Source organism: Streptomyces uncialis (assembly GCF_036250755.1).
GTDB lineage: Bacteria > Actinomycetota > Actinomycetes > Streptomycetales > Streptomycetaceae > Streptomyces > Streptomyces uncialis.
On record NZ_CP109583.1, the window covers coordinates 2,836,321 to 2,860,031 of the forward strand.

Annotated in this window: 23 protein-coding genes and 5 tRNA genes; 10 read left to right on the top strand and 18 right to left on the bottom strand. The window is 71.0% G+C overall.

Going from position 1 to position 23,711, the window contains the following annotated elements:
• Positions 1-76 precede the first annotated feature (76 nt).
• The gene (locus OG711_RS11470; protein ID WP_073793292.1) at positions 77-1,042 is read right to left on the bottom strand and encodes a thiamine-phosphate kinase; all 966 of its coding nucleotides are present in this window, start codon (positions 1,040-1,042) and stop codon (positions 77-79) included.
• A 227-nt stretch (positions 1,043-1,269) separates the two neighbouring features.
• Here OG711_RS11470 and OG711_RS11475 point away from each other — a divergent pair, with 227 nt between their 5' ends.
• Together OG711_RS11475 and OG711_RS11480 are read left to right on the top strand one after the other, a co-directional pair.
• The gene (locus OG711_RS11475) at positions 1,270-1,503 is read left to right on the top strand and encodes an Lrp/AsnC family transcriptional regulator (protein WP_055493527.1); all 234 of its coding nucleotides are present in this window, start codon (positions 1,270-1,272) and stop codon (positions 1,501-1,503) included.
• Between the two features lie 20 nt (positions 1,504-1,523).
• Positions 1,524-2,015 carry a DUF3515 domain-containing protein gene (locus OG711_RS11480; RefSeq protein WP_073793291.1) on the top strand — a complete coding sequence of 164 codons (492 nt, stop codon included), beginning with the start codon at positions 1,524-1,526 and terminating at the stop codon, positions 2,013-2,015.
• A 113-nt stretch (positions 2,016-2,128) separates the two neighbouring features.
• Here OG711_RS11480 and OG711_RS11485 read toward each other — a convergent pair whose 3' ends face one another.
• From OG711_RS11485 to OG711_RS11495, 3 genes are all read right to left on the bottom strand, one after another.
• Complete coding sequence (locus OG711_RS11485) at positions 2,129-3,280, bottom strand: D-alanine--D-alanine ligase family protein (RefSeq protein ID WP_073793290.1); 1,152 nt, start codon at positions 3,278-3,280, stop codon at positions 2,129-2,131.
• 116 nt (positions 3,281-3,396) lie between these two features.
• Positions 3,397-4,407 carry an NAD(P)H-dependent glycerol-3-phosphate dehydrogenase gene (locus OG711_RS11490; RefSeq protein WP_073793289.1) on the bottom strand — a complete coding sequence of 337 codons (1,011 nt, stop codon included), beginning with the start codon at positions 4,405-4,407 and terminating at the stop codon, positions 3,397-3,399.
• On the bottom strand, positions 4,404-5,171 hold the full coding sequence (locus OG711_RS11495; protein WP_073793288.1) for a lysophospholipid acyltransferase family protein: 768 nt from the start codon (positions 5,169-5,171) through the stop codon (positions 4,404-4,406). Before OG711_RS11495 ends, OG711_RS11490 begins: the two co-directional genes overlap by 4 nt.
• Before the next feature lie 209 nt (positions 5,172-5,380).
• On the opposite strand from OG711_RS11495, the gene cofC reads away from it, so the two are divergent.
• The gene (gene cofC / locus OG711_RS11500) at positions 5,381-6,073 is read left to right on the top strand and encodes a 2-phospho-L-lactate guanylyltransferase (protein WP_329563747.1); all 693 of its coding nucleotides are present in this window, start codon (positions 5,381-5,383) and stop codon (positions 6,071-6,073) included.
• 406 nt (positions 6,074-6,479) lie between these two features.
• The gene (locus tag OG711_RS11505; protein WP_073793422.1) at positions 6,480-6,683 is read left to right on the top strand and encodes a hypothetical protein; all 204 of its coding nucleotides are present in this window, start codon (positions 6,480-6,482) and stop codon (positions 6,681-6,683) included.
• 87 nt (positions 6,684-6,770) lie between these two features.
• On the opposite strand, the gene OG711_RS11510 is transcribed toward OG711_RS11505, so the two are convergent.
• The 4 genes from OG711_RS11510 to leuC form a co-directional block, all read right to left on the bottom strand.
• Positions 6,771-7,454 carry an HU family DNA-binding protein gene (locus OG711_RS11510; protein WP_073793286.1) on the bottom strand — a complete coding sequence of 228 codons (684 nt, stop codon included), beginning with the start codon at positions 7,452-7,454 and terminating at the stop codon, positions 6,771-6,773.
• A 169-nt stretch (positions 7,455-7,623) separates the two neighbouring features.
• Complete coding sequence (locus OG711_RS11515) at positions 7,624-7,851, bottom strand: SCO5555 family protein (protein ID WP_073793285.1); 228 nt, start codon at positions 7,849-7,851, stop codon at positions 7,624-7,626.
• A gap of 373 nt (positions 7,852-8,224) precedes the next feature.
• Complete coding sequence (gene leuD, locus OG711_RS11520) at positions 8,225-8,818, bottom strand: 3-isopropylmalate dehydratase small subunit (protein WP_073793284.1); 594 nt, start codon at positions 8,816-8,818, stop codon at positions 8,225-8,227.
• Between the two features lie 5 nt (positions 8,819-8,823).
• Positions 8,824-10,254, bottom strand: coding sequence for a 3-isopropylmalate dehydratase large subunit (gene leuC, locus OG711_RS11525; RefSeq protein ID WP_073793283.1), 1,431 nt, complete (start codon positions 10,252-10,254; stop codon positions 8,824-8,826).
• A 186-nt stretch (positions 10,255-10,440) separates the two neighbouring features.
• Here leuC and ndgR point away from each other — a divergent pair, with 186 nt between their 5' ends.
• On the top strand, positions 10,441-11,157 hold the full coding sequence (ndgR, locus tag OG711_RS11530; RefSeq protein WP_007384919.1) for an IclR family transcriptional regulator NdgR: 717 nt from the start codon (positions 10,441-10,443) through the stop codon (positions 11,155-11,157).
• A gap of 95 nt (positions 11,158-11,252) precedes the next feature.
• On the opposite strand, the gene OG711_RS11535 is transcribed toward ndgR, so the two are convergent.
• Complete coding sequence (locus OG711_RS11535) at positions 11,253-11,750, bottom strand: DUF4188 domain-containing protein (protein WP_178391151.1); 498 nt, start codon at positions 11,748-11,750, stop codon at positions 11,253-11,255.
• A gap of 84 nt (positions 11,751-11,834) precedes the next feature.
• Between OG711_RS11535 and OG711_RS11540 the strand changes: the two genes are divergently transcribed.
• Positions 11,835-12,536: a MerR family transcriptional regulator gene (locus OG711_RS11540; RefSeq protein ID WP_266507803.1), complete on the top strand. Its 702-nt coding sequence runs from the start codon at positions 11,835-11,837 to the stop codon at positions 12,534-12,536.
• Between the two features lie 80 nt (positions 12,537-12,616).
• On the opposite strand, the gene OG711_RS11545 is transcribed toward OG711_RS11540, so the two are convergent.
• From OG711_RS11545 to OG711_RS11585, 9 genes are all read right to left on the bottom strand, one after another.
• Positions 12,617-12,692, bottom strand: a tRNA-Glu gene (locus OG711_RS11545).
• Between the two features lie 63 nt (positions 12,693-12,755).
• Positions 12,756-12,827 (bottom strand) — tRNA-Gln (locus tag OG711_RS11550).
• A gap of 30 nt (positions 12,828-12,857) precedes the next feature.
• A tRNA-Glu gene (locus OG711_RS11555) sits at positions 12,858-12,930 on the bottom strand.
• 84 nt (positions 12,931-13,014) lie between these two features.
• Positions 13,015-13,087 (bottom strand) — tRNA-Glu (locus tag OG711_RS11560).
• A 21-nt stretch (positions 13,088-13,108) separates the two neighbouring features.
• Positions 13,109-13,180: transfer RNA gene (locus OG711_RS11565), tRNA-Gln, on the bottom strand.
• Between the two features lie 90 nt (positions 13,181-13,270).
• Positions 13,271-13,996, bottom strand: a complete 726-nt coding sequence (locus OG711_RS11570; RefSeq protein ID WP_073793281.1) for an HAD family hydrolase — start codon at positions 13,994-13,996, stop codon at positions 13,271-13,273.
• A gap of 16 nt (positions 13,997-14,012) precedes the next feature.
• A complete protein-coding gene (gltX, locus tag OG711_RS11575; RefSeq protein ID WP_073793280.1) occupies positions 14,013-15,488 on the bottom strand; it encodes a glutamate--tRNA ligase in 1,476 nt (491 codons plus the stop codon).
• On the bottom strand, positions 15,481-16,278 hold the full coding sequence (locus OG711_RS11580; RefSeq protein ID WP_073793279.1) for a fumarylacetoacetate hydrolase family protein: 798 nt from the start codon (positions 16,276-16,278) through the stop codon (positions 15,481-15,483). The genes gltX and OG711_RS11580 overlap by 8 nt, the downstream gene beginning before the upstream one ends.
• A 1,092-nt stretch (positions 16,279-17,370) precedes the next feature.
• The gene (locus tag OG711_RS11585) at positions 17,371-17,565 is read right to left on the bottom strand and encodes a hypothetical protein (protein WP_073793278.1); all 195 of its coding nucleotides are present in this window, start codon (positions 17,563-17,565) and stop codon (positions 17,371-17,373) included.
• Positions 17,566-18,166: 601 nt separating this feature from the next.
• Between OG711_RS11585 and OG711_RS11590 the strand changes: the two genes are divergently transcribed.
• From OG711_RS11590 to OG711_RS11605, 4 genes are all read left to right on the top strand, one after another.
• Positions 18,167-22,141: a sensor histidine kinase gene (locus OG711_RS11590; RefSeq protein WP_329559195.1), complete on the top strand. Its 3,975-nt coding sequence runs from the start codon at positions 18,167-18,169 to the stop codon at positions 22,139-22,141.
• Between the two features lie 10 nt (positions 22,142-22,151).
• Complete coding sequence (locus tag OG711_RS11595; RefSeq protein WP_073793420.1) at positions 22,152-22,565, top strand: roadblock/LC7 domain-containing protein; 414 nt, start codon at positions 22,152-22,154, stop codon at positions 22,563-22,565.
• Positions 22,566-22,726: 161 nt separating this feature from the next.
• Positions 22,727-23,137, top strand: a complete 411-nt coding sequence (locus OG711_RS11600; RefSeq protein ID WP_073793276.1) for a DUF742 domain-containing protein — start codon at positions 22,727-22,729, stop codon at positions 23,135-23,137.
• Positions 23,118-23,696, top strand: a complete 579-nt coding sequence (locus OG711_RS11605) for a GTP-binding protein (RefSeq protein ID WP_073793275.1) — start codon at positions 23,118-23,120, stop codon at positions 23,694-23,696. The genes OG711_RS11600 and OG711_RS11605 overlap by 20 nt, the downstream gene beginning before the upstream one ends.
• The last annotated feature ends 15 nt before the right edge of the window (positions 23,697-23,711 follow it).

Consider the following 23,711-nt stretch of genomic DNA (forward strand, 5'->3'; position numbering starts at 1 on the left):
CCGGTCTCTCGGTTCTCGGTGCCTCGTTCCGTGTGCGGTGACGGAACCCCGCCGATTGTGCCGGTTCCGGGCCGGATCAGCCCTCGATGTCGCCGAAGTGGTCCCAGCCGCCCTTGTGCGTCCAGGGCGCGCCGTCGACCGTGACCTGGGGCAGCGCCGACGGATTGAGGACCTCGCCGATGATCCGCCAGCGCGCGGGGAGCTTCACCTCGGGCGGGAAGGTCGCCACGATGGCGTGGTCCTCGCCCCCGGTGAGCACCCACATGAGCGGGTCGACACCGACGGCGGCTGCGATGTCGTTCATCTGCGACGGCACGTCCACCGCGCCCGAACGGACGTCGATCCGGACCTTGCTGGACTCCGCGATGTGCCCGAGGTCGGCGATCAGCCCGTCGCTGACGTCGGTCATCGCGGTCGCGCCGAGTCCGGCGGCGGCGGGACCCGCGTGGTACGGGGGTTCGGGCCTGCGGTGGGCCTCCACGAAGGCCCGCGGTGAGCGGAATCCCCGGGAGAGGACCGCGTGCCCGGCCGCCGACCAGCCCAGCCAGCCCGTGACGGCGACCACGTCACCGGGCTGTGCCCCGGCCCGGGTCACCGGTTCGTGGTTGCGCAGATCGCCGAGCGCGGTGATCGCCAGGGTGATCGTCTCGCCCCGTACGACGTCCCCGCCGACCACGGCGGCGCCCGCGACCTGGCATTCGTCGCGCAGCCCGTCCATCAGCTCGGTGGGCCAGGTCACCGGCAGTTCCGCCGGGACGACGAGCCCGAGGAGCAGCGCGGTGGGCACGGCGCCCATGGCCGCGATGTCCGCGAGGTTCTGTGCGGCGGCCTTGCGGCCCACGTCGTAGGCGGTGGACCAGTCGCGGCGGAAATGACGTCCTTCGAGCAGGACGTCGGTGCTGGCGACGACCCGCCGGTCGGGGGCGGTCACCACCGCGGCGTCGTCGCCCGGCCCCAGCCGTACCGCCGGGGTGGTGGTGAGCCGGGCCGTCATCTCTTTGATGAGCCCGAACTCGCCCAGCTCTCCCACGGTGCCCTTCATCGTCGTACTGCCCCTTCCGCGCCGGTCCGGCTGCCGTGCCCGGCCGCGAGCGGCGTACGGGCGCGGACCGTTCCTGTCCTGGGTACGGTCGGCATGACCGTCAACGTGTGCCGTGCGTGCACCTCGTGCGCGCCACAGCCCCCGCGGGTCTCCCCGCGGCGAGCGGCGACGCGATAACGTGGCGTCTCTTCTCCCCACATGATCCTCGTGGCCGCCCTGGAGGTTCCGTGGTACAGGCGTACATCCTGATCCAGACGGAGGTCGGCAAAGCGTCGACCGTCGCTGACACGATCAGCAAGATCCCGGGGGTGATCCAAGCAGAGGACGTGACCGGACCGTACGACGTGATCGTGCGGGCGCAGGCCGACACCGTCGACGAGCTGGGCCGCATGGTGGTTGCCAGGGTCCAGCAGGTGGACGGCATCACCCGAACCCTGACCTGCCCGGTCGTTCATCTGTAGCCCCCGTCTACCCTAGGCCGGTGAACATTCTCCGTCGCCGGCCCCGTTCACTCGCCGGGCCGTCCGTCCTCGCCCTGCTGTTCACCGTCACCGGTTGTTCCGTACTGGACGGACCGGCGACGGCGGCGGTGCCTTCTCCGGGCGCGGCGGCGGACCGGCTGTGCCGGGACCTGCGCGAGGAGCTCCCCGAGCGGGTGGAGGGGCTCGGCAGGCAGGACCCGGAGCCCTCGTCCGAACTGACCGCCGGATGGGGTGATCCGGCGATCATACTGCGCTGCGGTGTGCCCAAGCCCGCGGCGCTCCTCGATCCGAAGGCCGAGAGCGTGACGGCCGACGGTGTGGCCTGGCTCATCGAGCCGCAGAAGAACGGTTCCTTCCGTTTCACCACCGTGCAGCGCCGCGTGTATGTCGAGGTGTCCCTGCCGAAGTCCCGTACGGGCGGGGGCGTGAACCCGCTGCTCGACTTCGCGGAGCCGGTGAAGAAGACGGTCCCGGAGGGCATCCCCGACTGATCCGGGGAGGTGTCCGGAGCGCCGTGCTTCACCGTCCCCTCACCTCTGCCCGCCGCCGCCCCGGCGCGGCGGCCGGCGGGCCGGGGCCGGGCGGCGGACGCGCGGGAATCGGGTCAGCGCAGTCCGGTGGAGCGCCGGAGCGCGGCCTGCACGAGCCGGTCCACCAGCTCCGGGTAGGGCACCCCGCTCGCCTCCCACATCCGCGGGTACATCGAGATGGGGGTGAACCCGGGCATCGTGTTGATCTCGTTGATGACGAACGTCCCGTCCTCCGTGAGGAAGAAGTCCGCGCGGACGAGCCCCTCGCAGGACGCGGCCTCGAACGCGGCGACCGCGAGCCGCTGGATCTCCGCGGTCTGCTCGGGCGTCAGCGGCGCGGGGATGATCCCGGCGGCGGAGTCGATGTACTTCGCCTCGAAGTCGTAGAAGTCATGGGCCTGGACGGGCGGGATCTCGGCGGGCACGCTCGCGCGCGGGCCGTCCTCGAACTCCAGGACACCGCACTCGATCTCCCGGCCCCGCAGCAGCGACTCGACCAGGAACTTCGGGTCGTGGCGCCGGGCCTCCTCGATCGCCTCGTCCAGCTCCTCGAAGGAACCGGCCTTGGTGATGCCCATCGAGGAGCCCGCGCGGGCGGGCTTGATGAACAGCGGCCAGCCGTGCTCGGCCGCGAAGTGGGCGATCCGCTCCCGCGCGCCCGTCTCGTCCTGCTCCCACTCCCGGGGCCGCACCACGAGATACGGGCCGACGGGCAGGCCGAAGGACTGGAAGACGCGCTTCATGTAGTCCTTGTCCTGACCGACGGCCGAGGCGAGGACCCCGGAGCCGACGTACGGCGTCCCGGAGAGTTCGAGGAGCCCCTGAAGGGTGCCGTCCTCGCCGTACGGGCCGTGCAGGACCGGGAAGACCACATCGACGTCGCCGAGGGCCTTGGGCACGGCACCGGGCTCGGTGTAGACGACCTCGCGGTCGTTCGGGTCGACAGGGAGGACGACACTGCCCTCGGACGACTCGGCCAGCTGGTCGACGTTCGGCACCTGACGGTCGGTGATCGCCATCCGGTCCGGTTCGTCGGCGGTCAGCGCCCAGCGCCCGTCCTGGGTGATGCCGATCGGCAGCACGTCGTACTTGGTGCGGTCGATGGCACGCATGACGGCGCCCGCCGTGACGACGGAGATGCCGTGCTCGGAACTGCGGCCGCCGAACACGACGGCCACACGCGGCTTGCGGAGCCGGTGGCCCTGGGGTGAGGTCTCGCTGCTCATATCGCGTTGAGCGTACCCGTTGCCCCGCCGTGGGTCAGCGCGCCCGGGCCGCGTCGTACGACGGACCGCGGCGGGTCCGCCCGGCGCGGCCCGGTGGGCGGCGCCGGGCGGCCGGCTCAGCGGCGTTCGGCCTTGGCGCTGCGGGACATCAGTTCCCTGAGCGCCACGACCGGCGGCTTGCCCTCGTGGACGATGTCGACGACGGTCTCCGTGATCGGCATGTCGACCCCGTGCCGGCGGGCCAGATCGGCCACGGACTCGCAGGACTTGACGCCCTCGGCGGTCTGCCGGGTGACCGCGATGGTCTCCTGGAGGGTCATGCCCTTGCCGAGGTTGGTGCCGAAGGTGTGGTTGCGCGACAGCGGCGACGAGCAGGTGGCGACCAGGTCCCCGAGCCCGGCGAGCCCGGAGAACGTCAGCGGGTCGGCGCCCATCGCGAGGCCGAGGCGGGTCGTCTCGGCGAGCCCCCGGGTGATCAGCGAGCCCTTGGCGTTGTCGCCGAGGCCCATCCCGTCGGCGATGCCCACGGCGAGCCCGATGACGTTCTTGACGGCCCCGCCCAGTTCGCAGCCGACGACGTCGGTGTTGGTGTACGGGCGGAAGTACGGGGTGTGGCACGCGGCCTGGAGCCGCTGGGCGACGCCCTCGTCGGCGCAGGCGACGACGGACGCGGCGGGCATCCGGGCGGCGATCTCCCGGGCGAGGTTCGGCCCGGTGACGACGGCGACGCGGTCGGCGCCGACCTTCGCGACATCCTCGACGACCTCGCTCATCCGCATCGCGGACCCCAGCTCGACGCCCTTCATCAGCGACACCAGGACGGTGCCCGGGGCGAGCAGCGGCGCCCAGTCCGCGAGATTGGCGCGCAGGGTCTGCGAAGGAACCGCGAGGACGGTGAAGTCGGCTCCGGCGGCGGCCTCGGCCGGGTCGGTGGTGGCCCGCAGGTTCGCGGGCAGTTCGACGCCCGGCAGATAGTCCGGGTTGGTCCGGGTGGAGTTGACGGCGTCGGCGAGTCCGGCGCGGCGGCCCCACAGGGTCACGTCGCAGCCCGCGTCCGCGAGCACCATCCCGAATGCCGTTCCCCAGGAGCCGGTGCCGAAGACGGCCGCCTTCACGGTGCTGGTCACTTGCCGCCCTCGATGTCGTGGTCGATGTGTTCCGCCGCTGTCCTGCGGCGCTGTTCGACTCGCACATGGCGCGGGTCGTAGCGGGTGTGCGGGGCCTTCTCCCCGCGCAGCAGCTCCAGCTGCTCGGTGATGGCCGCCATGATGACCTCCGTGGCCTCCTTGAGGAGTTCCGGGGTCGGTTCCCGGTCGTGGAACCGGGAGAGGTCCACCGGGGGTCCCGCGAGCACATGGTGCGTCTTGCGGGGCCACAGGTCGGGCTTGCTCGCGTACGGCGGCAGCAGCAGGTTGGCGCCCCACTGGGCCACGGGGACGACCGGGCAGCCGGTGGCGAGCGCCACCCGGGCGGCGCCCGTCTTGCCGATCATGGGCCACTGGTCCGGATCGCGGGTGAGGGTGCCCTCGGGGTAGAAGGCGACGCATTCACCGCGTTCGACGGCGCCGATCGCGGCCCGGAAGGCGCTGAGCGCGTCGGTGCTCTCGCGGTAGACGGGGATCTGGCCGGTGCCACGCATCGCCGCACCCACGAAGCCCTTACGGAAAAGAGCGTGCTTGGCCAGGAAACGGGGCACTCGTCCCGTGTTGTACTGAAAGTGGGCGTAGGCAACCGGGTCCACATGCGAATTGTGGTTGACCACGGTGATGAATCCGCCCTCGGCCGGAATGTTCTCCATTCCTCGCCAGTCCCGCTTGAACAGAACCACCAGTGGCGGTTTGCACAGGACCGCCGCGAAGCGGTACCAGAAGCCGACTTTTCGGCGGGACACGCGAACACCTTTCTCTCGTTCCACCGGGGCCCGGTGAGCCCCTGGTCAGGCGCCCAAGTGTGGCTCCGGGGCGCCCCTCTGTCGAGGACACCGTACGCCCGGGGGGCCGGCGGTCACGTCCTGCTCAGGGCGGGTCCGGGGGTGCCCGCGCGCGGGGTCCGGACCGGGGGCAGGTCACAATGGGCGCGATGAACGGGGACGGAGCGCGTGTGCGGTGGACGCTGGTCGTCCCCTTGAAGCCCTTGGCGCGGGCGAAGAGCAGGCTTTCGGACACCGCGCCGGACGCCGTACGGCCCCGGCTGGTCCTCGCCTTCGCGCAGGACACCGTGGCCGCGGCGGGTGCGAGCCCGGCGGTACGCGATGTGGTGGTCGTCACGGACGACCCGCTGGCAGGGCGGGAACTGGCCGGACTGGGCGCGCGGATCGTCCCCGACGCGCCCCGCCGCGCGCCGGACCGCACCCGCGACCGCACGCCCGACGACGGGCTGAACGCGGCGCTGACGCACGGCGTGGCCACGGTGCGTCTGGGGCGGCCCGACGCGGCGGTGGCCGCGCTGAACGCGGATCTCCCCGCATTGCGCACCGAGGAATTGACCCGCGTTCTCGAACAGGCCGCCCGTTTTCCGCGCGCATTCCTCGCGGATGCTGCGGGAATCGGTACGACATTGCTCACCGCGTTGTCCGGGCGTGAACTGCTGCCCCTTTTCGGGAACGCCTCCAGAATGCGGCACAGGGGTTCCGGGGCGGCCGAGATCATGCTTCCGGGTATCGATTCCGTCCGCCAGGACGTCGATACCGGTGCGGATCTGCGTACCGCCCTTTCCCTCGGCGTGGGCCCCCACACCCAAAAAGCAGCGACCCTCCTCCCCCACCCCGGACACCCCCCGCGCTCCCACCTCTGAACACACCCCAGGTCTGTCCGGGTGGGCGCGCTTGTTCCTGTGCCGTCGTCCTGGGGTGCGCAGTTCCCCGCGCCCCTTTGGGGGCGCCTCAGCCTCCTGAGGCTGGCCGTCGTCCGCGGGCTGTCCGGAGAATCCCGACCGGCGCCGCCCCGAAGAACCCACCGGGGGTGCCCCAAAGGGGCGCGGGGAACTGCGCAAAAGACGAGAACCGGCCCGCACCCGAAGAGCGACGGACAGGGGCAGCATCCAGGGGCGCGGGGAACTGCGCACCCACCGGGCGACGGCACAGGGACAAGCGGGCCCACCCGGACAGACCCAGAAGCGCAAGCGAAGGCGACCCGCAGGGACAAGGCGACCGCAGGAGGCAGCATCGGCCCCACGCCCGCCGGGAAGCTACCGTGTGGGGATGCAAGCCACCGCGTACACGTACGACCAGGAGACCCGCAGCGGCAGCGTCCTCCTGGACGACGGCACCCCCGTCCCGTTCGACGCCCCCGCGTTCGACGCGGGCGGCCTCCGCCTGCTCCGCCCCGGCCAGCGTGTCCGGATCGAGGTCACCGGCGAGGCCGGGGCCCGCCGCGTCACCCTGATCACCCTCCAGACCTTCTGACGCCGCCGGACAGCGCCCGGACAGCCCGCGGGCCGGGCTCCCCGAGGGGAGTCCGGCCCGGCGCGTGAGTGCCTGCGAGGCCCTGCCCTACCGCTTGCGGGCGGTGGCCTTCTTGGCGGTCGTCGTCTTACGCGCGGTCGACTTCTTGGCCGGCGCCTTCTTCGCGGTGGTCTTCTTCGCGGGCGCGGTCTTCTTGGCCGCGGCCGTCGTCTTCTTGGCGGTGGCCGTGGTCTTCTTGGCCGCCGTCGTCTTCGCGGGGGTGGCCTTCTTCGCCGTGGCGGTGGTCTTCTTCGCCGTGGTCTTCTTGGCGGTGGCCGTGGTCTTCTTCGCGGCGGCCGTCGTCTTCCTGGCGGCGGCCGTGGTGGTGGCCTTGCGGGCCGTGGCCTTCTTGGCGGTGGCCTTCTTCGCCGCGGCCTTGGTGGTGGTCCTGGTGCCACCGGTCAGGCTGCCCTTGGGGGCCTTCTTGACGGAGACCTCGCCGCCCTTGGGGAGCTTCTTGGAACCGCTCACCAGGTCCTTGAACCCCTGGCCCGCACGGAAACGGGGCACGGAGGTCTTCTTGACCCGCACGCGCTCCCCGGTCTGCGGGTTACGGGCGTACCGCGCCGGCCGCTCGACCTTCTCGAACGAGCCGAAGCCGGTGACCGAAACACGGTCCCCACCGACAACTGCGCGCACGATGGCGTCGAGTACGGCATCGACGGCGTCAGCGGCCTGCTGACGGCCGCCGACCTTGTCGGCAATCGCTTCTACGAGCTGCGCCTTGTTCACGTCTTCCCCTTCGGAGACATTGCCAGAACGAATCTGTTCAAGCTTTTTCGCACGTTAGGCAGATATATACCGCAAATCAAACACGAAACGGGCTAATCACCCTTGTGCCGCAACGAACTCGACCGCTGCCGGCTCGGTCGCGTCCGTCATGACCCGATGCGGCTGCCGCTCAGGTGTCTTCGGGGATTCGCCCCTCGTCGAGGTCCGCGTTCAATCGCTTCAGACGCCTTGCCGCATCGGCGAGGTCGTGTTTGGCCACGGCCGTAATGACCAGCAGCTTCCGGGTCAGCGCCATCCGTACGCCCTCCGGGACTTGCAGTGCGCGCACCTTGGCGTGCGCTTCCTTCAATTGGTCCGCCACGACCCCGTAGAGCTGGAGTTGGTCGTCGCGTTCCATGCACCGATTGTGCCATCTAGGGCGAGTTGTCGCCCCCCCAGGGTGCAACTGTGCAGCTCGGAGGGCATTTCGGGTCAGTATCCGGGTCGCTCACGCAAGTCACCTTTCGGACTCTTCTCGCTCTGGCAGCAGGGTAGTTGGCCCCGGCACCGGACCGCCATGGGCGGGCGGCGGACACCGAAAAGTGCGCACACGGATGTACCCCCAACCGTGGCACGGATGGGGGTACATCAAGGGGGTCGAGCGGGCGCCCGGGGCACCGGAAGGGCCCGTTCGGGGCGGTCGGGCGGGTCCCGGTCCCGGTGGCCGGGACCCGCCCGCCGGCACTGGGCCGTTCGGGCCGGTCCGGGCCTCGCGAGGGGCCGCGGCCGGGTCAGACCGGGAGGGTGCGCGGCTTGTGGGAGGGCCGGCGTGCCTCGTACGCGGTGATGTCCGTCTCGTTGGCGAGGGTGATGCTGATGTCGTCCAGACCGTTCAGCAGCCGCCAGCGGGCGTTCTCGTCCAGCTCGAACGGGGCGGTGAGGCCCTCGGCCCGCACCTCGCGGGCCTGGAGGTCGACGGTGATCTCGGCCTGCGGGTCGGCCTCGGTCAGCTCCTGGAGCGCGTCCACGACCTTCTGCTCGATCACTACCGTGAGCAGGCCGTTCTTCAGCGAGTTGCCCCGGAAGATATCGGCGAAGCGCGACGAGATGACCGTCTTGAAGCCGTAGTTCTGGAGCGCCCATACGGCGTGCTCACGCGAGGAGCCGGTACCGAAGTCGGGGCCCGCGACCAGGACGCTGGCACCCTGGCGCTCGGGGCGGTTGAGGATGAAGTCGGGGTCCTTGCGCCACGCCTCGAAGAGCCCGTCCTCGAAGCCGTCGCGGGTGACCTTCTTCAGCCAGTGCGCGGGGATGATCTGGTCGGTGTCGACGTTGCTGCGGCGCAGCGGGACGGCCCGGCCGGTGTGGGTGGTGAAGGCTTCCATGGTCCTCAGACTCCTGCGGGTGTGGCGACGTCGGCCTCGGCGAGATCGGCCGGGGAGGCCAGGTGGCCCAGTACCGCGGTGGCGGCGGCGACCTGCGGGGAGACCAGATGGGTACGGCCGCCCTTGCCCTGCCGTCCCTCGAAGTTGCGGTTGGACGTGGAGGCGGAACGCTCACCGGGAGCCAGTTGGTCGGGGTTCATGCCCAGACACATGGAACAGCCCGCGTGCCGCCATTCGGCCCCGGCCTCCTTGAAGACCTTGTCCAGTCCCTCGTCCACGGCCTGGAGTCCGACCCGGGCGGAGCCGGGGACGACCAGCATCCGTACGCCGTCGGCGACTTTGCGGCCGTCCACGATGGCGGCGGCGGCGCGCAGGTCCTCGATGCGGCCGTTGGTGCATGAACCTACGAAGACGGTGTCGACCTTGATCTGCCGCAGCGGCTGTCCGGCGGTCAACCCCATGTACTCCAGGGCCTTTTCGGCGGCGAGCCGCTCCGAAGCGTCGTCGTACGAAGCCGGGTCGGGGACGTTCGAGGAGAGCGGCGCGCCCTGACCGGGGTTGGTGCCCCAGGTGACGAACGGCGCCAGCTCGGCGGCCTCGATGACGACCTCGGCGTCGAAGACGGCGTCGTCGTCGGTGCGCAGCGTCTTCCAGTACGCGACGGCGGCGTCCCAGTCCTCGCCCTTCGGGGCGTGCGGACGGCCTTCGAGGTAGTCGAAGGTGGTCCGGTCGGGCGCGATCATGCCCGCGCGGGCCCCGGCCTCGATCGACATGTTGCAGATGGTCATCCGGGCCTCCATCGAGAGCTTCTCGATGGCCGGGCCGCGGTACTCCAGGACGTAGCCCTGGCCGCCGCCGGTGCCGATCCGGGCGATGATCGCCAGGATCAGGTCCTTCGCGGTGACCTCGTCGGGCAGTTCGCCGTCGACGGTGATGGCCATGGTCTTCGGCCGGGCCATGGGGAGGGTCTGGGTGGCCAGCACATGCTCGACCTGCGAGGTGCCGATGCCGAACGCCAGACCGCCGAAGGCGCCGTGCGTGGAGGTGTGGGAGTCACCGCAGACCACGGTCATCCCGGGCTGGGTGAGGCCCAGCTGCGGGCCGACGACATGGACGACGCCCTGCTCGACATCGCCCAGCGGGTGCAGCCGGACACCGAACTCGGCGCAGTTCCTGCGCAGGGTCTCCAGCTGGGCGCGCGAGACGGGGTCCGCGATGGGCTTGTCGATGTCGAGGGTCGGGGTGTTGTGATCCTCGGTGGCGATGGTGAGGTCGAGGCGCCGGACCCGGCGGCCGTTCTGCCGCAGGCCGTCGAACGCCTGCGGGCTGGTCACCTCGTGCAGCAGGTGCAGATCGATGAAAAGGAGGTCGGGCTCGCCCTCGGCGCGCCGGACGACATGGTCGTCCCAGACCTTCTCCGCGAGTGTCCTACCCATCGCTTTCCCTCCGGTCGACCGTCGTTGGCCGACCCAACTAGAGATGTGAACGCCGTCGCCCGTACCCCTCGTGCCAGGCAGCGACCGCCGGCCCGCGGTCGGCGGGGCGGCGTCTGACGTACAGGGTGACAAGTTCCCCGGGGAATTGAACTTGCGTTTCACAGAGTGAGACGCGAATATCGTTGCATGGACAACTCTAGTGGTGTCGGCGTACTCGACAAGGCGGCTCTCGTACTGAGCGCCCTGGAGTCCGGTCCGGCCACCCTCGCCGGGCTGGTCGCGGCGACCGGGCTCGCCCGGCCCACGGCACATCGTCTCGCGGTCGCCCTGGAGCACCACAGGATGGTCGCCCGCGACATGCAGGGGCGGTTCATCCTGGGCCCGCGGCTCGCGGAGCTGGCCGCGGCGGCCGGCGAGGACCGGCTGCTGGCCACGGCGGGGCCGGTGCTCACGCATCTGCGGGACATCACGGGAGAGAGCGCGCAGCTCTACCGGCGCCAGGGTGACATGAGGATCTGTGTGGCCGCCGCCGAGCGGCTGTCCGGACTGCGGGACACCGTGCCCGTGGGGTCCACGCTGACCATGAAGGCGGGCTCGTCCGCGCAGATCCTGATGGCCTGGGAGGAGCCGGAGCGGCTGCACCGCGGTCTCCAGGGCGCCCGTTTCACGGCCACGGCGCTGTCGGGTGTGCGCCGCCGGGGCTGGGCGCAGTCGATCGGCGAGCGGGAGCCGGGGGTCGCCTCGGTGTCCGCGCCGGTGCGCGGCCCGTCCAACCGTGTCGTCGCGGCCGTCTCGGTGTCCGGCCCGATCGAGCGGCTGACCCGCCACCCGGGGCGGATGCACGCGCAGGCGGTCATCGACGCGGCGGCCCGGCTCTCCGAGGCCCTGCGCCGCACGGGCTGATCCCGTACGAGCGGCGCGCCGGACCCGTCCGGCCCGGCGCGCCGCGAAGGACCGCGACCCGGCGTACGTCACGAAGAACCGGACCGCCGGGACGGTCAGGCGCCGCCGGGTGCCGCGGAGCCGAACCGCTGGGCCGCACGGTCGCCCCGGCGCCCCACGGGGACCGTGCCGCGGGCGGCCCCCAGTCCGAACGCGGGCATGTCCACGTAGACGTTCTCGTAGGCGCCCGCGGGGACCAGGTAGGTCTCGTGGAAGATCCCGACGCTCCCCCGGCCGTCCCGTGCGCGGCGGTTGAACGCGGTCCAGGCCGGCCGGTGCTCGGCGTCCTGCCGTGAGGCGTACGCGAGCAGCTTCTCCTTCGACTCCCAGTACTGGACCGTGCTGAAGACACGGGGCGAGTAGAGGAAGCGGTACCCGAGCATCCCGGAGTCCGGATCGTCGGACAGCTCCTTGAGCATCGGCGGCATCGCACGCACGGTCGGCAGCCAGCTGCGCACCGCCCGCCAGTTGTTGACCCGCATCCCGATGAGGAAGACCACGATCTCCTCGTCGGCCTCGGTCGTCATCCGCCCCTTGTTCGGCTCAGCACCCATGGCGTTCTCCCAGGCAAGAGTGGTTGGATAGTCTCACTATCCTTCTTTGGATAGTGCCACTCTCCAACGAAGGGTGCAAGTGCCATGAGGCTCGCGGAGCTGAGCGCGCGCAGCGGGGTCCCGACCGCGACGATCAAGTACTACCTGCGCGAGGGACTGCTTCCGGCGGGCCGCCGGATCAGCGCGACCCAGGCCGCGTACGACGACGTCCATCTGCGCCGGCTGCGGCTGGTACGGGCGATGATCCAGGTCGGACGGGTCCCGGTGGCGACGGTCCGGGAGGTGCTCGCGGCGGTGGACGACGACTCGCTGGACCACCACATGCGGCTGGGCGCGGCGGTGTGGGCGCTCCCCCATGAGCTCGGCGGGACGGATGTGACGGCGGACGACGACGGTGCGGAGGTGACCGAGGCGGCCCGTGGCGCGGTGGACGCGCTGCTGGACCGGCTCGACTGGCCGTTCGCCCGGCTGGCGGGCGCGGATTCCCCGGCGTACCGGACGCTGGTCGGCGCGCTGGTACGGCTGGCGCAGCTCGGATACCCGTGGGACATCGACCACTTGACGCCGTACGGCCGGCTCGCGGAGCGGCTGGCGGTGGCCGATCTGGACATGGTGCAGGGGTACGGCCCGGCGGACGAGCAGGTGGAGGCGGCGATCGCGGTGACGGTGCTCTACGAGCCGGTGCTGCTGAGCCTGCGACGGCTCGCGGACGGCGAGGAGTCGTACCGCCGCTTCGGCGAGCAGGAGCACGCACCGGGGGACGACGCCCCCGAGGCGGACGGCTGACGCGGCAGGGACCGGCCCCGGCCCCGGGGGTGCACGAGAAGGGCCCTCCCCGTGGGGAGGGCCCTTCTTCGCTACAGCTCTGGTACCCCCGACCGGATTCGAACCGGCGCTACCGCCTTGAGAGGGCGGCGTGCTAGGCCGCTACACAACGGGGGCCTGAGTCGTACTGTGCTGCCCGTCACCCACGCACGGAAGGTGCTTGGGGTGAGCGGAACCGCGCTGGCCTACCAGGACTCGAACCTAAACTAACTGAACCAGAATCAGTCGTGCTGCCAATTACACCATAGGCCATGGCTGGTCCGGATTACTGGACCGAGTGCGTACCCCCGACCGGATTCGAACCGGCGCTACCGCCTTGAGAGGGCGGCGTGCTAGGCCGCTACACAACGGGGGCCTGGCGATCCCACCCGGCTCATCACCGGGTGTTGTCACCGCTGGGTCGGCAGGAGCTACCTGGCGATCATGCGGGATGGATCAGTACCCCCGACCGGATTCGAACCGGCGCTACTGCCTTGAGAGGGCAGCGTGCTAGGCCGCTACACAACGGGGGCGATGCAGATAAGCTCTGCGAGCTGGCCTACCAGGACTCGAACCTAGACTAACTGAACCAGAATCAGTCGTGCTGCCAATTACACCATAGGCCACCGCGACGCAACCCCCTCGCGGGGATCTTGTTCGGTATCGCGCTTCCCGGCCGGACCTTCTCGGCCCTCTCGGGCGGCGCAGGAAGAACATTACCCGAAGGTGGACGGCGCTCCAAAACGGGTATCCGCGCGGAGCAGCGCGGGGAGTTCGGCGAGCGAGGTGATCCGGCGCAGCCCCGGCGGGACCTCCGCCGTCCACAGCCCGCGATCGAGCCATACGGAGAAGAGCCCGGCGGCCTCCGCGCCCACGGCGTCGATCTCCGGCTGATCACCCACGTACGCCACTTCGTGGGCGGGCAGTCGCAGAGCGTCACACGCGGCGTGGAACGCCTCGGCGGCGGGTTTGGCGATGCCCAGCTCGGCGGCGCACAGCACCGACTCGAAGCGGTCGTGGACGCCGAGGACCCGCAGTTTGTGGTCCTGGTTGCGCAGGGAGGAGTTCGACAGCACCGCGTGCCGGTGGCTGCCGGCCAGGGCGTCCAGGGCGGGCAGGACGTCCGGGAAGAGGGCCCAGGCGTCCTGGTAGTAGGCCACGTACCGGTGGAACCAGTCGTCCGCCTGCGCGTCGGTGAGCGGGGCGTCGAGAAAGATCCGGACGCGGTCCCGGCGCTGGTCCTCGAAGGACACCCCGCCCGCCTCGAACCGCCGCCACTGGGCGTTCGTGACCTCCCGCCACAGCGCGAGGGCCCGCTCGGCGGTCCCGTACCGCTCCAGCAGGCCCTCGGCTCTCAGATGACTCCGCATCCCGGCGCGGTCCGCCGTGGTGTAGTCGAAGATCGTGTCGTCGATGTCCCACACCACGGCGCGGATGCTCATACGCCGACGGTAACCGTCAGCCCGCCAGCTTCACCAGTGCCGCGTCGATCCGGGCCAGGGCACGGTCCTTGCCCAGGACCTCCAGCGACTCGAAGAGCGGCAGGCCGACCGTACGGCCGGTGACGGCCACCCGGACCGGGGCCTGGGCCTTGCCGAGCTTGAGGCCGTGCTCCTCGCCCGCCGCGAGGACGGCTCCCTTGAGCGACTCGGGGCTGCTCCAGTCGGCGTCGGCGAGCTTGGCGCGGGCCGTGCGCAGCAGGGCGTCGGAGCCCTCCTTCATGGCCTTCTGCCAGGACGCCTCGTCCGCGACGGGCTCCTTCAGGAACAGGAAGTCGACGTTGGCGGTGATGTCCGACAGGACGGTGAGCCGGGTCTGGGCATGCGGGGCGATGGCCTCCCACGCGGTCCGGTCGAAGTCCTCGGGCGCCCAGGGGGCGTGCGGCGCGCGCAGCCACGGTTCGCAGGCCTCGGCGAAGGTCTTCACATCGAGCAGCCGGATGTGGTCGGCGTTGATGGACTCGGCCTTCTTGAGGTCGAAGCGCGCCGGGTTGGCGTTCACGTCGGCGATGTCGAAGGCCGCGACCATCTGGTCGATGGAGAAGACGTCCTGGTCGGCGGAGAAGGACCAGCCGAGCAGCGAGAGGTAGTTGAGCAGTCCCTCGGGCAGGAAGCCGCGCTCACGGTAGAGGTTGAGCGAGGACTGCGGGTCACGCTTGGACAGCTTCTTGTTGCCCTCGCCCATCACGTACGGCAGGTGCCCGAACGCGGGGACGGCCTCGGCCAGGCCCAGTCCGATGAGCGCCTGGTAGAGCGCGATCTGGCGGGGGGTGGAGGACAGCAGGTCCTCGCCGCGCAGCACGTGGGTGATCCCCATGAGGGCGTCGTCGACGGGGTTGACGAGCGTGTACAGGGGGGCGCCGTTGGCACGGACGATGCCGTAGTCCGGGACGTTCTCCGGGGTGAAGGTCAGTTCGCCGCGGACCAGGTCCGTGAAGGTGATCGGCCCGTCCGGCATCCGGAACCGGGTGATCGGGGTACGGCCCTCGGCCTCGTACGCGGCCTTCCGCTCATCGGTGAGGTCACGGCAGTGGCCGTCGTACCCGGAGGGCTTGCCGGCGGCGCGGGCGGCGTCGCGGCGCGCGTCCAGCTCCTCGGTGGTGCAGTAGCAGGGGTACGCGTGACCGGCCGCGCGGAGCTTGTCCGCGACGTCGGCGTAGATGTCCATGCGCTGCGACTGCCGGTACGGGGTGTGCGGACCGCCGACCTCGGGGCCCTCGTCCCAGTCGAGCCCGAGCCAGCGCAGCGAGTCGAGGAGCTGCTCGTACGACTCCTCCGAGTCTCGGGCCGCGTCGGTGTCCTCGATGCGCAGGACGAGGGTGCCCTTCTCGTGCCGGGCGTACGCCCAGTTGAAGAGGGCGGTGCGGACCAGGCCCACATGGGGGTTGCCGGTCGGCGAGGGACAGAAACGTACACGGACGGGTCCGTTAACCACGCGTGATCACCTTGTTGGTGAGAGTGCCGATGCCTTCGATGGAGACGGCGACCTCGTCGCCGACGTTCAGGGGGCCGACCCCGGCGGGGGTGCCCGTGAGGATGACGTCCCCGGGGAGGAGCGTCATGGCCTCGGAGACATGGACGATCAGGTCCTCGACCGACCTGACCATGTCGCTGGTGCTGCCGAGCTGGCGCTGCTGTCCGTTGACCGTGCACTGGAGGGTCAGGTTCGCCGCGGTCGCCAGGTCGATGCCGGTCTCGACCCAGGGGCCGAGCGGGCACGAGGTGTCGAAGCCCTTCGCACGCGACCACTGGTTGTCGCTGCGCTGGATGTCACGCGCGGTGACGTCGTTGGCGCAGGTGAAACCGAGGATCACGTCCTTGACCCGCTCGTGCGGGACATCGCGGCAGAGGCGTCCGATCACCACGGCCAGTTCGGCCTCGTAGTGGACCTCCTGCGAGAAGGACGGGTACGCGATGCCGTCGCCGTCGCCGATCACCGAGGTGCTCGGCTTGAGGAAGGCGACGGGGGTGGCGGGGACCTCGTTGCCCAGTTCCGCGGCGTGCTCGGCGTAGTTGCGGCCGATGCCGATGACCTTGCTGGGGAGGACCGGGGGGAGCAGACGGACCTGGTTCAGGGGGACCCTGGTGCCGGTCGTCTCGAACTCCGCGAACGGGATGCCCTTGATGATGTTGAGGACCAGACCGTCGGTGGAGCCGGGCGGGCTGTCGCCCTCGACCACGCCGAAGGCCACATTGCCGTCGATGGAGAATCTGGCGATGCGCACGGTGGCTGGCGCCCCTTTCTTTCCGCTGGACCGGTGAAGCCCCAGGCTAACGCTCAGGTCGCCTTCGCTCGCGCCCCCCGGGTTTCCTGCGCTGGGCGCACTTGTCCCCGCACAGGTCGTTCGTGGGTGCGCAGTTCCCCGCGCCCCTGGGGTGCTGCCCACTTGCGGTCGCTCTTCGGGTGCGGGGCCGCCCTCGCTTTTGCGCAGTTCCTCGCGCCCCTGGGGTTCCACACCTGGGCGTACCTGTTCCCGTGCGGGTCGGACGGGGGTGCGCAGTTCCCCGCGCCCCTGAGGTGCTGCCCACTTGCGGTCGCTCTTCGGGTGCGGGGCCGTCCTCGCTTTTGCGCAGTTCCCCGCGCCCCTGGGGTTCCACACCTGGGCGTACCTGTTCCCGTGCGGGTCGGACGGGGGTGCGCAGTTCCCCGCAGGTCGCCTTCGCTCGCGCCCCCGGGTCTCCTGTGCTGGGCGCACTTGTCCCTGTGCCGTCGCTCGGTGGGTGCGCAGTTCCCCGCGCCCCTGGGGTTGCACACCTGGGCGTACCTGTTCCCGTGCGGGTCGGACGGGGGTGCGCAGTTCCCCGCGCCCCTGAGGTGCTGCCCACTTGCGGTCGCTCTTCGGGTGCGGGTCGCCCTCATTTTTGCGCAGTTCCCCGCGCCCCTGAAGGGGCACCCCCTTCCTCCCGCAGTCGCGCTGCTGCCGGAGGGGGTGGGCGGGAATCTCTGCCCGCAGACTCCGATGCTCTTCAGTAGCTCCGCTGGACGTCGTACCGAGCGCGTTGGAGCGAGGACGGAGAATCCCGACCGGCACCGACCCGAAGAACAAGCCGGACGCGCCCCAAAGGGGCGCGGGGAACTGCGCAAGAACGAGAACCGCCCCGCACCCGACCGACAACACCAGACAGGCAGCGCCCCGACAGGGGCGCGGGGAACTGCGCAAACCCACGAACGACGGCACAGGAACAAGTGCGCAAGGCCGGACAGACCTGGGAAGCGCAAGCGAAGGCGACCCGCGGGGAACCGCGAAACCACCGAGCGACCGCACAGGAACGAAGCACGCCCAGCGGGAGAAACCTCAGAAGCGCAAGCGAAGGCGTTACGCCGGGGACGGCACGAACGGCGCGGGCGGGGTCATGAGGATGGTGCGGCGGGGGTTGGCCGTCTGGGCCGGCAGATCGAGCGAGTGCACCAGCGCCTCGCCCCCACCCCGGAACTCCGCGACATCATCGACATGCGCCAGCGTGGTACGACGCGGATTGGCGGTGTTGCGGAGCAGCATCGTGGTCTTCATCTGAGTGCGGACCCTGTCCTGATTCGGGACGCCGGGCCCGCCACATGGCGCTCCCGGCGCACGGGTTGTCATTACTGCCGACGGTGTAAAGCGTCAGGCTAAACGCGCAATTCCCCGACTGCGGCAGGATGACGCAGGAAACAGGGTGTGAGTTTGCTCACGACCCAGGGGATATTTCCGACATTTAACATGAGGGTCGAGTGGGAGTGAAAGGGGCATTACCCACCCGAAGCCGTCATTCCGCTCCCGATCATCGCGACTGGGACACCCGGACACCTCCTGCACCTCGTAGCAATTTGTCCGTTGTGCACCAGATAAGGTTCTACGTCCGGTGACCCGGGCCTCACTGCGCGTCACCGAGGTCACAGCCTGGCCCTCCGCTCTTGTTGGAGATCCGGCACTGTGCTGGAATTCCCGGGACCGCCGCGGGAACCAACCGGCGCACAGGGGGCGCAGCGAAGCGCCGAGTGAGCGGCGGGTGGGGGCAGCGCCGGTCACTCACGACCACCACAGGACACGGCAACACGCGGTGCTCCTGCTTGACGCCGACACCGTCCCACCGCACTGCGGGGGGACGCCTGGTCCAGAGGTTGCGACGCTAGTGCAGGGACGTTTCAAGAGGGATGGCAGCGGTCCGGCGGAGCCGGAGCCGCGCGGCGGGACCGACCGTGGCTCCTCGCCCCAGCACGCCCAGAACCCAGGACCCGTGTCCATGATCGGCAGCGCGGACTCCGCCCGCCAGTCCGCGCCCGGCGGCCCCGGCCCCGGCCCCGGCCCCGCGGGCGGCCCGCCCCCGGCCCCCAAGGCGAAGTCCAAGGGCAAGGGCCCCCACAACACCGGCTCCCGTGTCGCGCTGCGCAACTGGCGCATCTCCACCCGGCTCGTCTCGCTGCTCGCCCTCCCCGTGGTCGCCGCGACCTCGCTGGGCGCCCTGCGGATCAACCAGTCGATGGACGACATCCAGCAGCTCGACAACATGAAGCTGCTGACGGACCTGACCAAGCAGGCCACCCAGCTCGCCGCCGCGCTCCAGGACGAGCGTGACAGCTCCGCCGGTCCCCTCGCGCACGGCGGCAAGGCCTCCGACTTCGACGTCAAGGGCCCCCGGGACAAAACCGACCGGGCCCGTCAGGCCTTCCTCGAAGGCACCAAGCCGATCGACGACGTCGGCGGGCGGGAGGGCCTGGAGGGGATCAACTCCTCGGTCCGCCAGATCGCCAGCCAGCTCCGCGGCCTCAGCGACGCCCGCGCGGCGGCGTACACGGACCGCAACTCGTCCTCGCAGACCGTCGACGCCTACAGCATGCTCATCGAGGAGCTGCTGGCCCTCTCGCAGGACATGGCGCAGGCGACCAGCAACCCGGAGATGGTCCAGCGCACCCGCGCCCTGGCGGCGTTCTCGTCCGCCAAGGAGTACGCGTCGGTGCAGCGCGCGGTCATCGCCGCGGCCCTCCCCGCGAACAACAAGGACAAGGGCAGTCTCTCCGAGCTGGACCGGCGCTACGCGGCGAACGCGTTCAGCAAGGAGGACGCGGAGCTCACCGGCTTCAAGACGATCTACGAGGGCGACGCCAAGGAACTCCTCAAGCCGATCGACGACGGCAACTCCAACATCAAGGAGTCGATGGCCTACGCCGATCGGGTCCTGGAGTCGCCCGGCGCCATGGAGAACAGCAAGAAGCGCTCGTACAAGGACTGGCTCGACGCCAGTACCACCAAGATCAACGCGATGACCAACATCGAGCGGACCCTGCTCGGCGAGATGGAGGACAAGGCCCGCGAGCTGCGCGACGAGTCGGAGCAGGGCGCGATCATCAGCGGTGCCGTGATCCTGCTCGTGCTCGGTGTCTCGCTGGTCGGCGCGTTCATCGTGGCGCGCTCCATGATCCGCTCGCTGCGGCGGCTCCAGGACACCGCGACGAAGGTCGCCCAGGACCGGCTGCCCGAGCTGGTCAAGCAGCTGTCCGAGTCGGACCCGCAGGACGTCGACACCTCCGTCGAGTCGGTCGGTGTGCACTCCCGGGACGAGATCGGCCAGGTGGCCGCGGCCTTCGACGACGTGCACCGCGAGGCGGTCCGGCTGGCCGCCGAGCAGGCCCTGCTGCGGGGCAACGTCAACGCGATGTTCACCAACCTGTCGCGCCGTTCCCAGGGCCTCATCCAGCGTCAGCTCTCGCTCATCTCCGAGCTGGAGTCCCGCGAGGCCGACCCCGACCAGCTGTCGTCGCTGTTCAAGCTCGACCACCTCGCGACCCGTATGCGCCGTAACGGCGAGAACCTCCTGGTCCTCGCCGGTGAGGAGCCCGGCCGCCGCTGGACCCGGCCGGTGCCGCTGGTCGACGTGCTGCGTGCCGCCGCGTCCGAGGTGGAGCAGTACGAGCGGATCGAGCTGTCCTCGGTGCCCGGCACCGAGGTCGCCGGCCGGGTCGTCAACGACCTCGTCCACCTGCTCGCCGAGCTGCTGGAGAACGCCACGTCGTTCTCCTCCCCGCAGACCAAGGTCAAGGTCACCGGGCACGCGCTGCCCGACGGCCGGGTGCTGATCGAGATCCACGACACCGGTATCGGTCTGTCGCCGGAGGACCTCGCGGCGATCAACGAGCGGCTGGCGTCGCCGCCCACCGTGGATGTCTCCGTCTCCCGCCGCATGGGTCTGTTCGTGGTCGGCCGGCTGTCCCAGCGGCACGGCATCCGGATCCAGCTGCGGCCCTCGGACTCCGGTGGCACCACCGCGCTCGTCATGCTTCCCGTGGACGTCGCCCAGGGCAACAAGAAGCCCCCGGTCGGCAAGCCCGGCACGCCCGGTATCCCCGGTGGCCCGGCCGCCGCGCAGGCCTCGGCCGGCGCGGCCGCCGCCCGCCGCGGCCCCGGCCCGTCGGTCGGCAACGGCCCCGGCACCCCCGGGTACCTCGGCCCCGGTCCGCAGGGCGGTCCCCGGGCCGCGCTGCCCGGCCGGGACGGTGCTCCGCAGGTCCCCGGCGGCCGTCCGGCCCCCGCGGGAGCGGGCGCCTTCGGCCAGGGCCCGGCGGGACCGCAGGGACTCCAGAGCACCGGAAGCGGCCTGCCCGGCCGTCCCGGCGGCCAGGGTGGCCAGCCGGGCCAGCAGGGCCCGGGGTACGGACCGAACCAGGGCCAGCGCCCCGGCCAGGGCCAGCACCAGGGGCTGCCGTACGCGGACCGCGGTCAGGGTGTTCCGGGGCAGGGCGGACCCGGGGCCTTCGACGGGGCGCCGGGCTTCGGCAACGGCCCCCGGCAGGACGGTTTCCCGGACGACCCGTCCGGCGGACGCCAGGGCGCTCCCCGGCGCGGCGACGGCTTCGACGGATTCGGTGCCCGGCCCCCGGGCGCCGAGCGTCAGGACGGCCGTCCCGGCGGTCCGGGCCAGGGCCAGGACCCCTCCCGGCAGCGCGGTCGCAGGCCGCAGCTCCCCGCGCGCGGCGCGCCGCGCGCCGAGCTGCCCGGCGGCGGCGACGCCCAGCGGGCGCCGAGCTGGAGCGACGGGACCGCGCAGCCGCCGGTGCCGCGTGCCCCGCAGGACTCCCCCCGGGGTCATGAGGAGCACGACTCCACCACGCAGTTCCCGCGCTTCGACGAGTACTCCGCCGCGCCGCCCGTCGACACCTCGGCGTTCCCGCCGGTCGACGACCGGCAGCAGGCGGGCGCGACCTCGGAGTTCACGCGTCCCGACTACGACGCGCCGCCTCCGCAGGACTTCGGTTCCCCGAGTCCGGACCCGGGTGTCACCCGCTCCGGCGAGGGGGAGGACGGGCCGTACGTCCGCTCGGACGTCTTCGGCGCGCCGGCGGGCCAGGACCCGTCGGACACCGGGCAGTTCCCGGTGCCCCAGGTGACCGGCTACGACGACCGCGGGCAGGGCGGGCCCGGCGGTTACGGTCAGGACCCGTCGGACACCGGGCAGTTCGAACGTCCGGCGCCGGAGTACGGCAGGCCGCCGGCGCAGCAGGGCCACGGCCCCGAGGCGCCGCGGCAGAACCGGCCCACCGAGCCGGAGGCGCTGCCTCCGGCGGGCCCCGGGGACGGCCGTACCCCGCTGTTCGACACGCTGGAGACGGACTGGTTCCGTGGCCAGCGGGCGGAGCGGCCGGAATCGGACGGTACCCTCGGTGAGCAGGCGGTTCCGCAGGGACAGCCCGAACAGTCCGGACATCCGGGGCAGGGCCCGCGGCCCTCGCTGCCGGCCCGGTCCGCGGACACCCCCACCGGCGATCAGAACAGCGCCCGTCCCGGCCCCGGCCAGGGTCCGGGGCAGGGTGGTACGGGTTCCTGGCGGACGTCACCCAATGACGAGCTCGTCCGGCAGGCCGAACGGGTGCGCCAGCCCACCGCGGGTGGTATCACCACCTCCGGGCTGCCGCGCCGGGTGCCGCGCGCGAACCTCGTGGCGGGCACGGCTCAGCAACAGCAGCACCAGACCGGTCCGCAGGTGTCGCGTGCGCCTGACGACGTACGCGGACGGCTGACCAATCTCCGTAGGGGCATCCAGCAGGGGCGGCAGGCCAACACCGGCCAGTCGACCGGCAACCACCCCCGCCCCACTCACCAGCAGGAGCACTAAGTTGAGCCCGATGAGCCAGGCGGCACAGAACCTGAACTGGTTGATCACCAACTTCGTGGACAACACCCCCGGGGTGTCCCACACGGTGGTGGTCTCCGCCGACGGACTCCTTCTGGCGATGTCCGAAGGCTTCCCCCGTGACCGGGCCGACCAACTCGCCGCGGTCGCCTCCGGTCTGACCTCGCTCACGGCGGGCGCGTCCCGCATCTTCGAGGGCGGCACCGTCACCCAGACGGTGGTGGAGATGGAGCGCGGCTTCCTCTTCATCATGCAGGTGTCGGACGGCTCCTCGCTGGCCGTCCTCGCGCACCCCGAGTGCGACATCGGTCTCGTCGGATACGAGATGGCTCTCCTGGTCGACCGGGCGGGTGCGGTACTCACCCCGGACCTGCGCGCCGAGCTCCAGGGCAGTCTGCTCCACTGACCCGCTGACGCGGGTCGCCCGCCTTCTCGTTTCCTGGTCTCGTCCGTCCTGTCCGTCCGATCGCCGATCGAACGCCCGTCCACCGTCCGGCCGCCACTCGGTCCCCCCACCGGCTCTGTCAGACGGCACGCAGACTCCCTGCTGTCCCGCCCGGAGGATTCATGACCCCGCCAACCGCCTCTCACGATCCGTACGGAGCCTCACATCACGCGCCGTACGGGCACGAAGGCGACCAGCCGCTGGTGCGTCCGTACGCGATGACCGGCGGCCGGACCAGGCCGCGGTACCAGCTGGCCATCGAGGCCCTCGTGAGCACGACCGCGGATCCCGCCGCGCTGATGGGGCTGCTCCCCGAGCACCAGCGGATCTGCCATCTGTGCCGTGAGGTCAAGTCCGTCGCCGAGGTCTCGGCGCTGCTGTCGATGCCGCTCGGTGTGGCCCGGATCCTGGTCGCGGACCTGGCGGAGGCGGGCCTGGTCGCCATCCATCAGCCCGGTGGCGACGAGAACGCCGGTGGCCAGCCTGATGTGACACTGCTCGAAAGGGTGCTCAGTGGACTTCGCAAGCTCTGACTCGGCTACGCGCTCGACCACCTCCGCGAAGATCGTGGTGGCGGGCGGGTTCGGCGTGGGCAAGACCACGTTCGTCGGCGCGGTCTCGGAGATCAACCCGCTGCGTACCGAGGCCGTCATGACGTCCGCGAGCGCGGGCATCGACGACCTGACCCACACCGGGGACAAGACCACCACCACGGTGGCCATGGACTTCGGCCGCATCACGCTCGACCAGGACCTGATCCTGTACCTGTTCGGCACCCCCGGACAGGACCGGTTCTGGTTCATGTGGGACGACCTCGTACGCGGCGCGATCGGCGCCGTCGTCCTCGTCGACACCCGCAGGCTCGCCGACTGCTTCCCCGCGGTCGACTACTTCGAGAACTCCGGACTGCCCTTCGTCATCGCCCTCAACGGCTTCGACGGACACCAGCCCTACACCCCCGACGAGGTCCGTGAGGCGCTTCAGATCGGGCCCGACACACCGATCATCACCACCGACGCGAGGCACCGCGCCGACGCGAAGAGTGGCCTGATCACACTGGTCGAGCACGCCCTGATGGCCCGGCTGCGGTAGCAGCCAAGTAGGAAG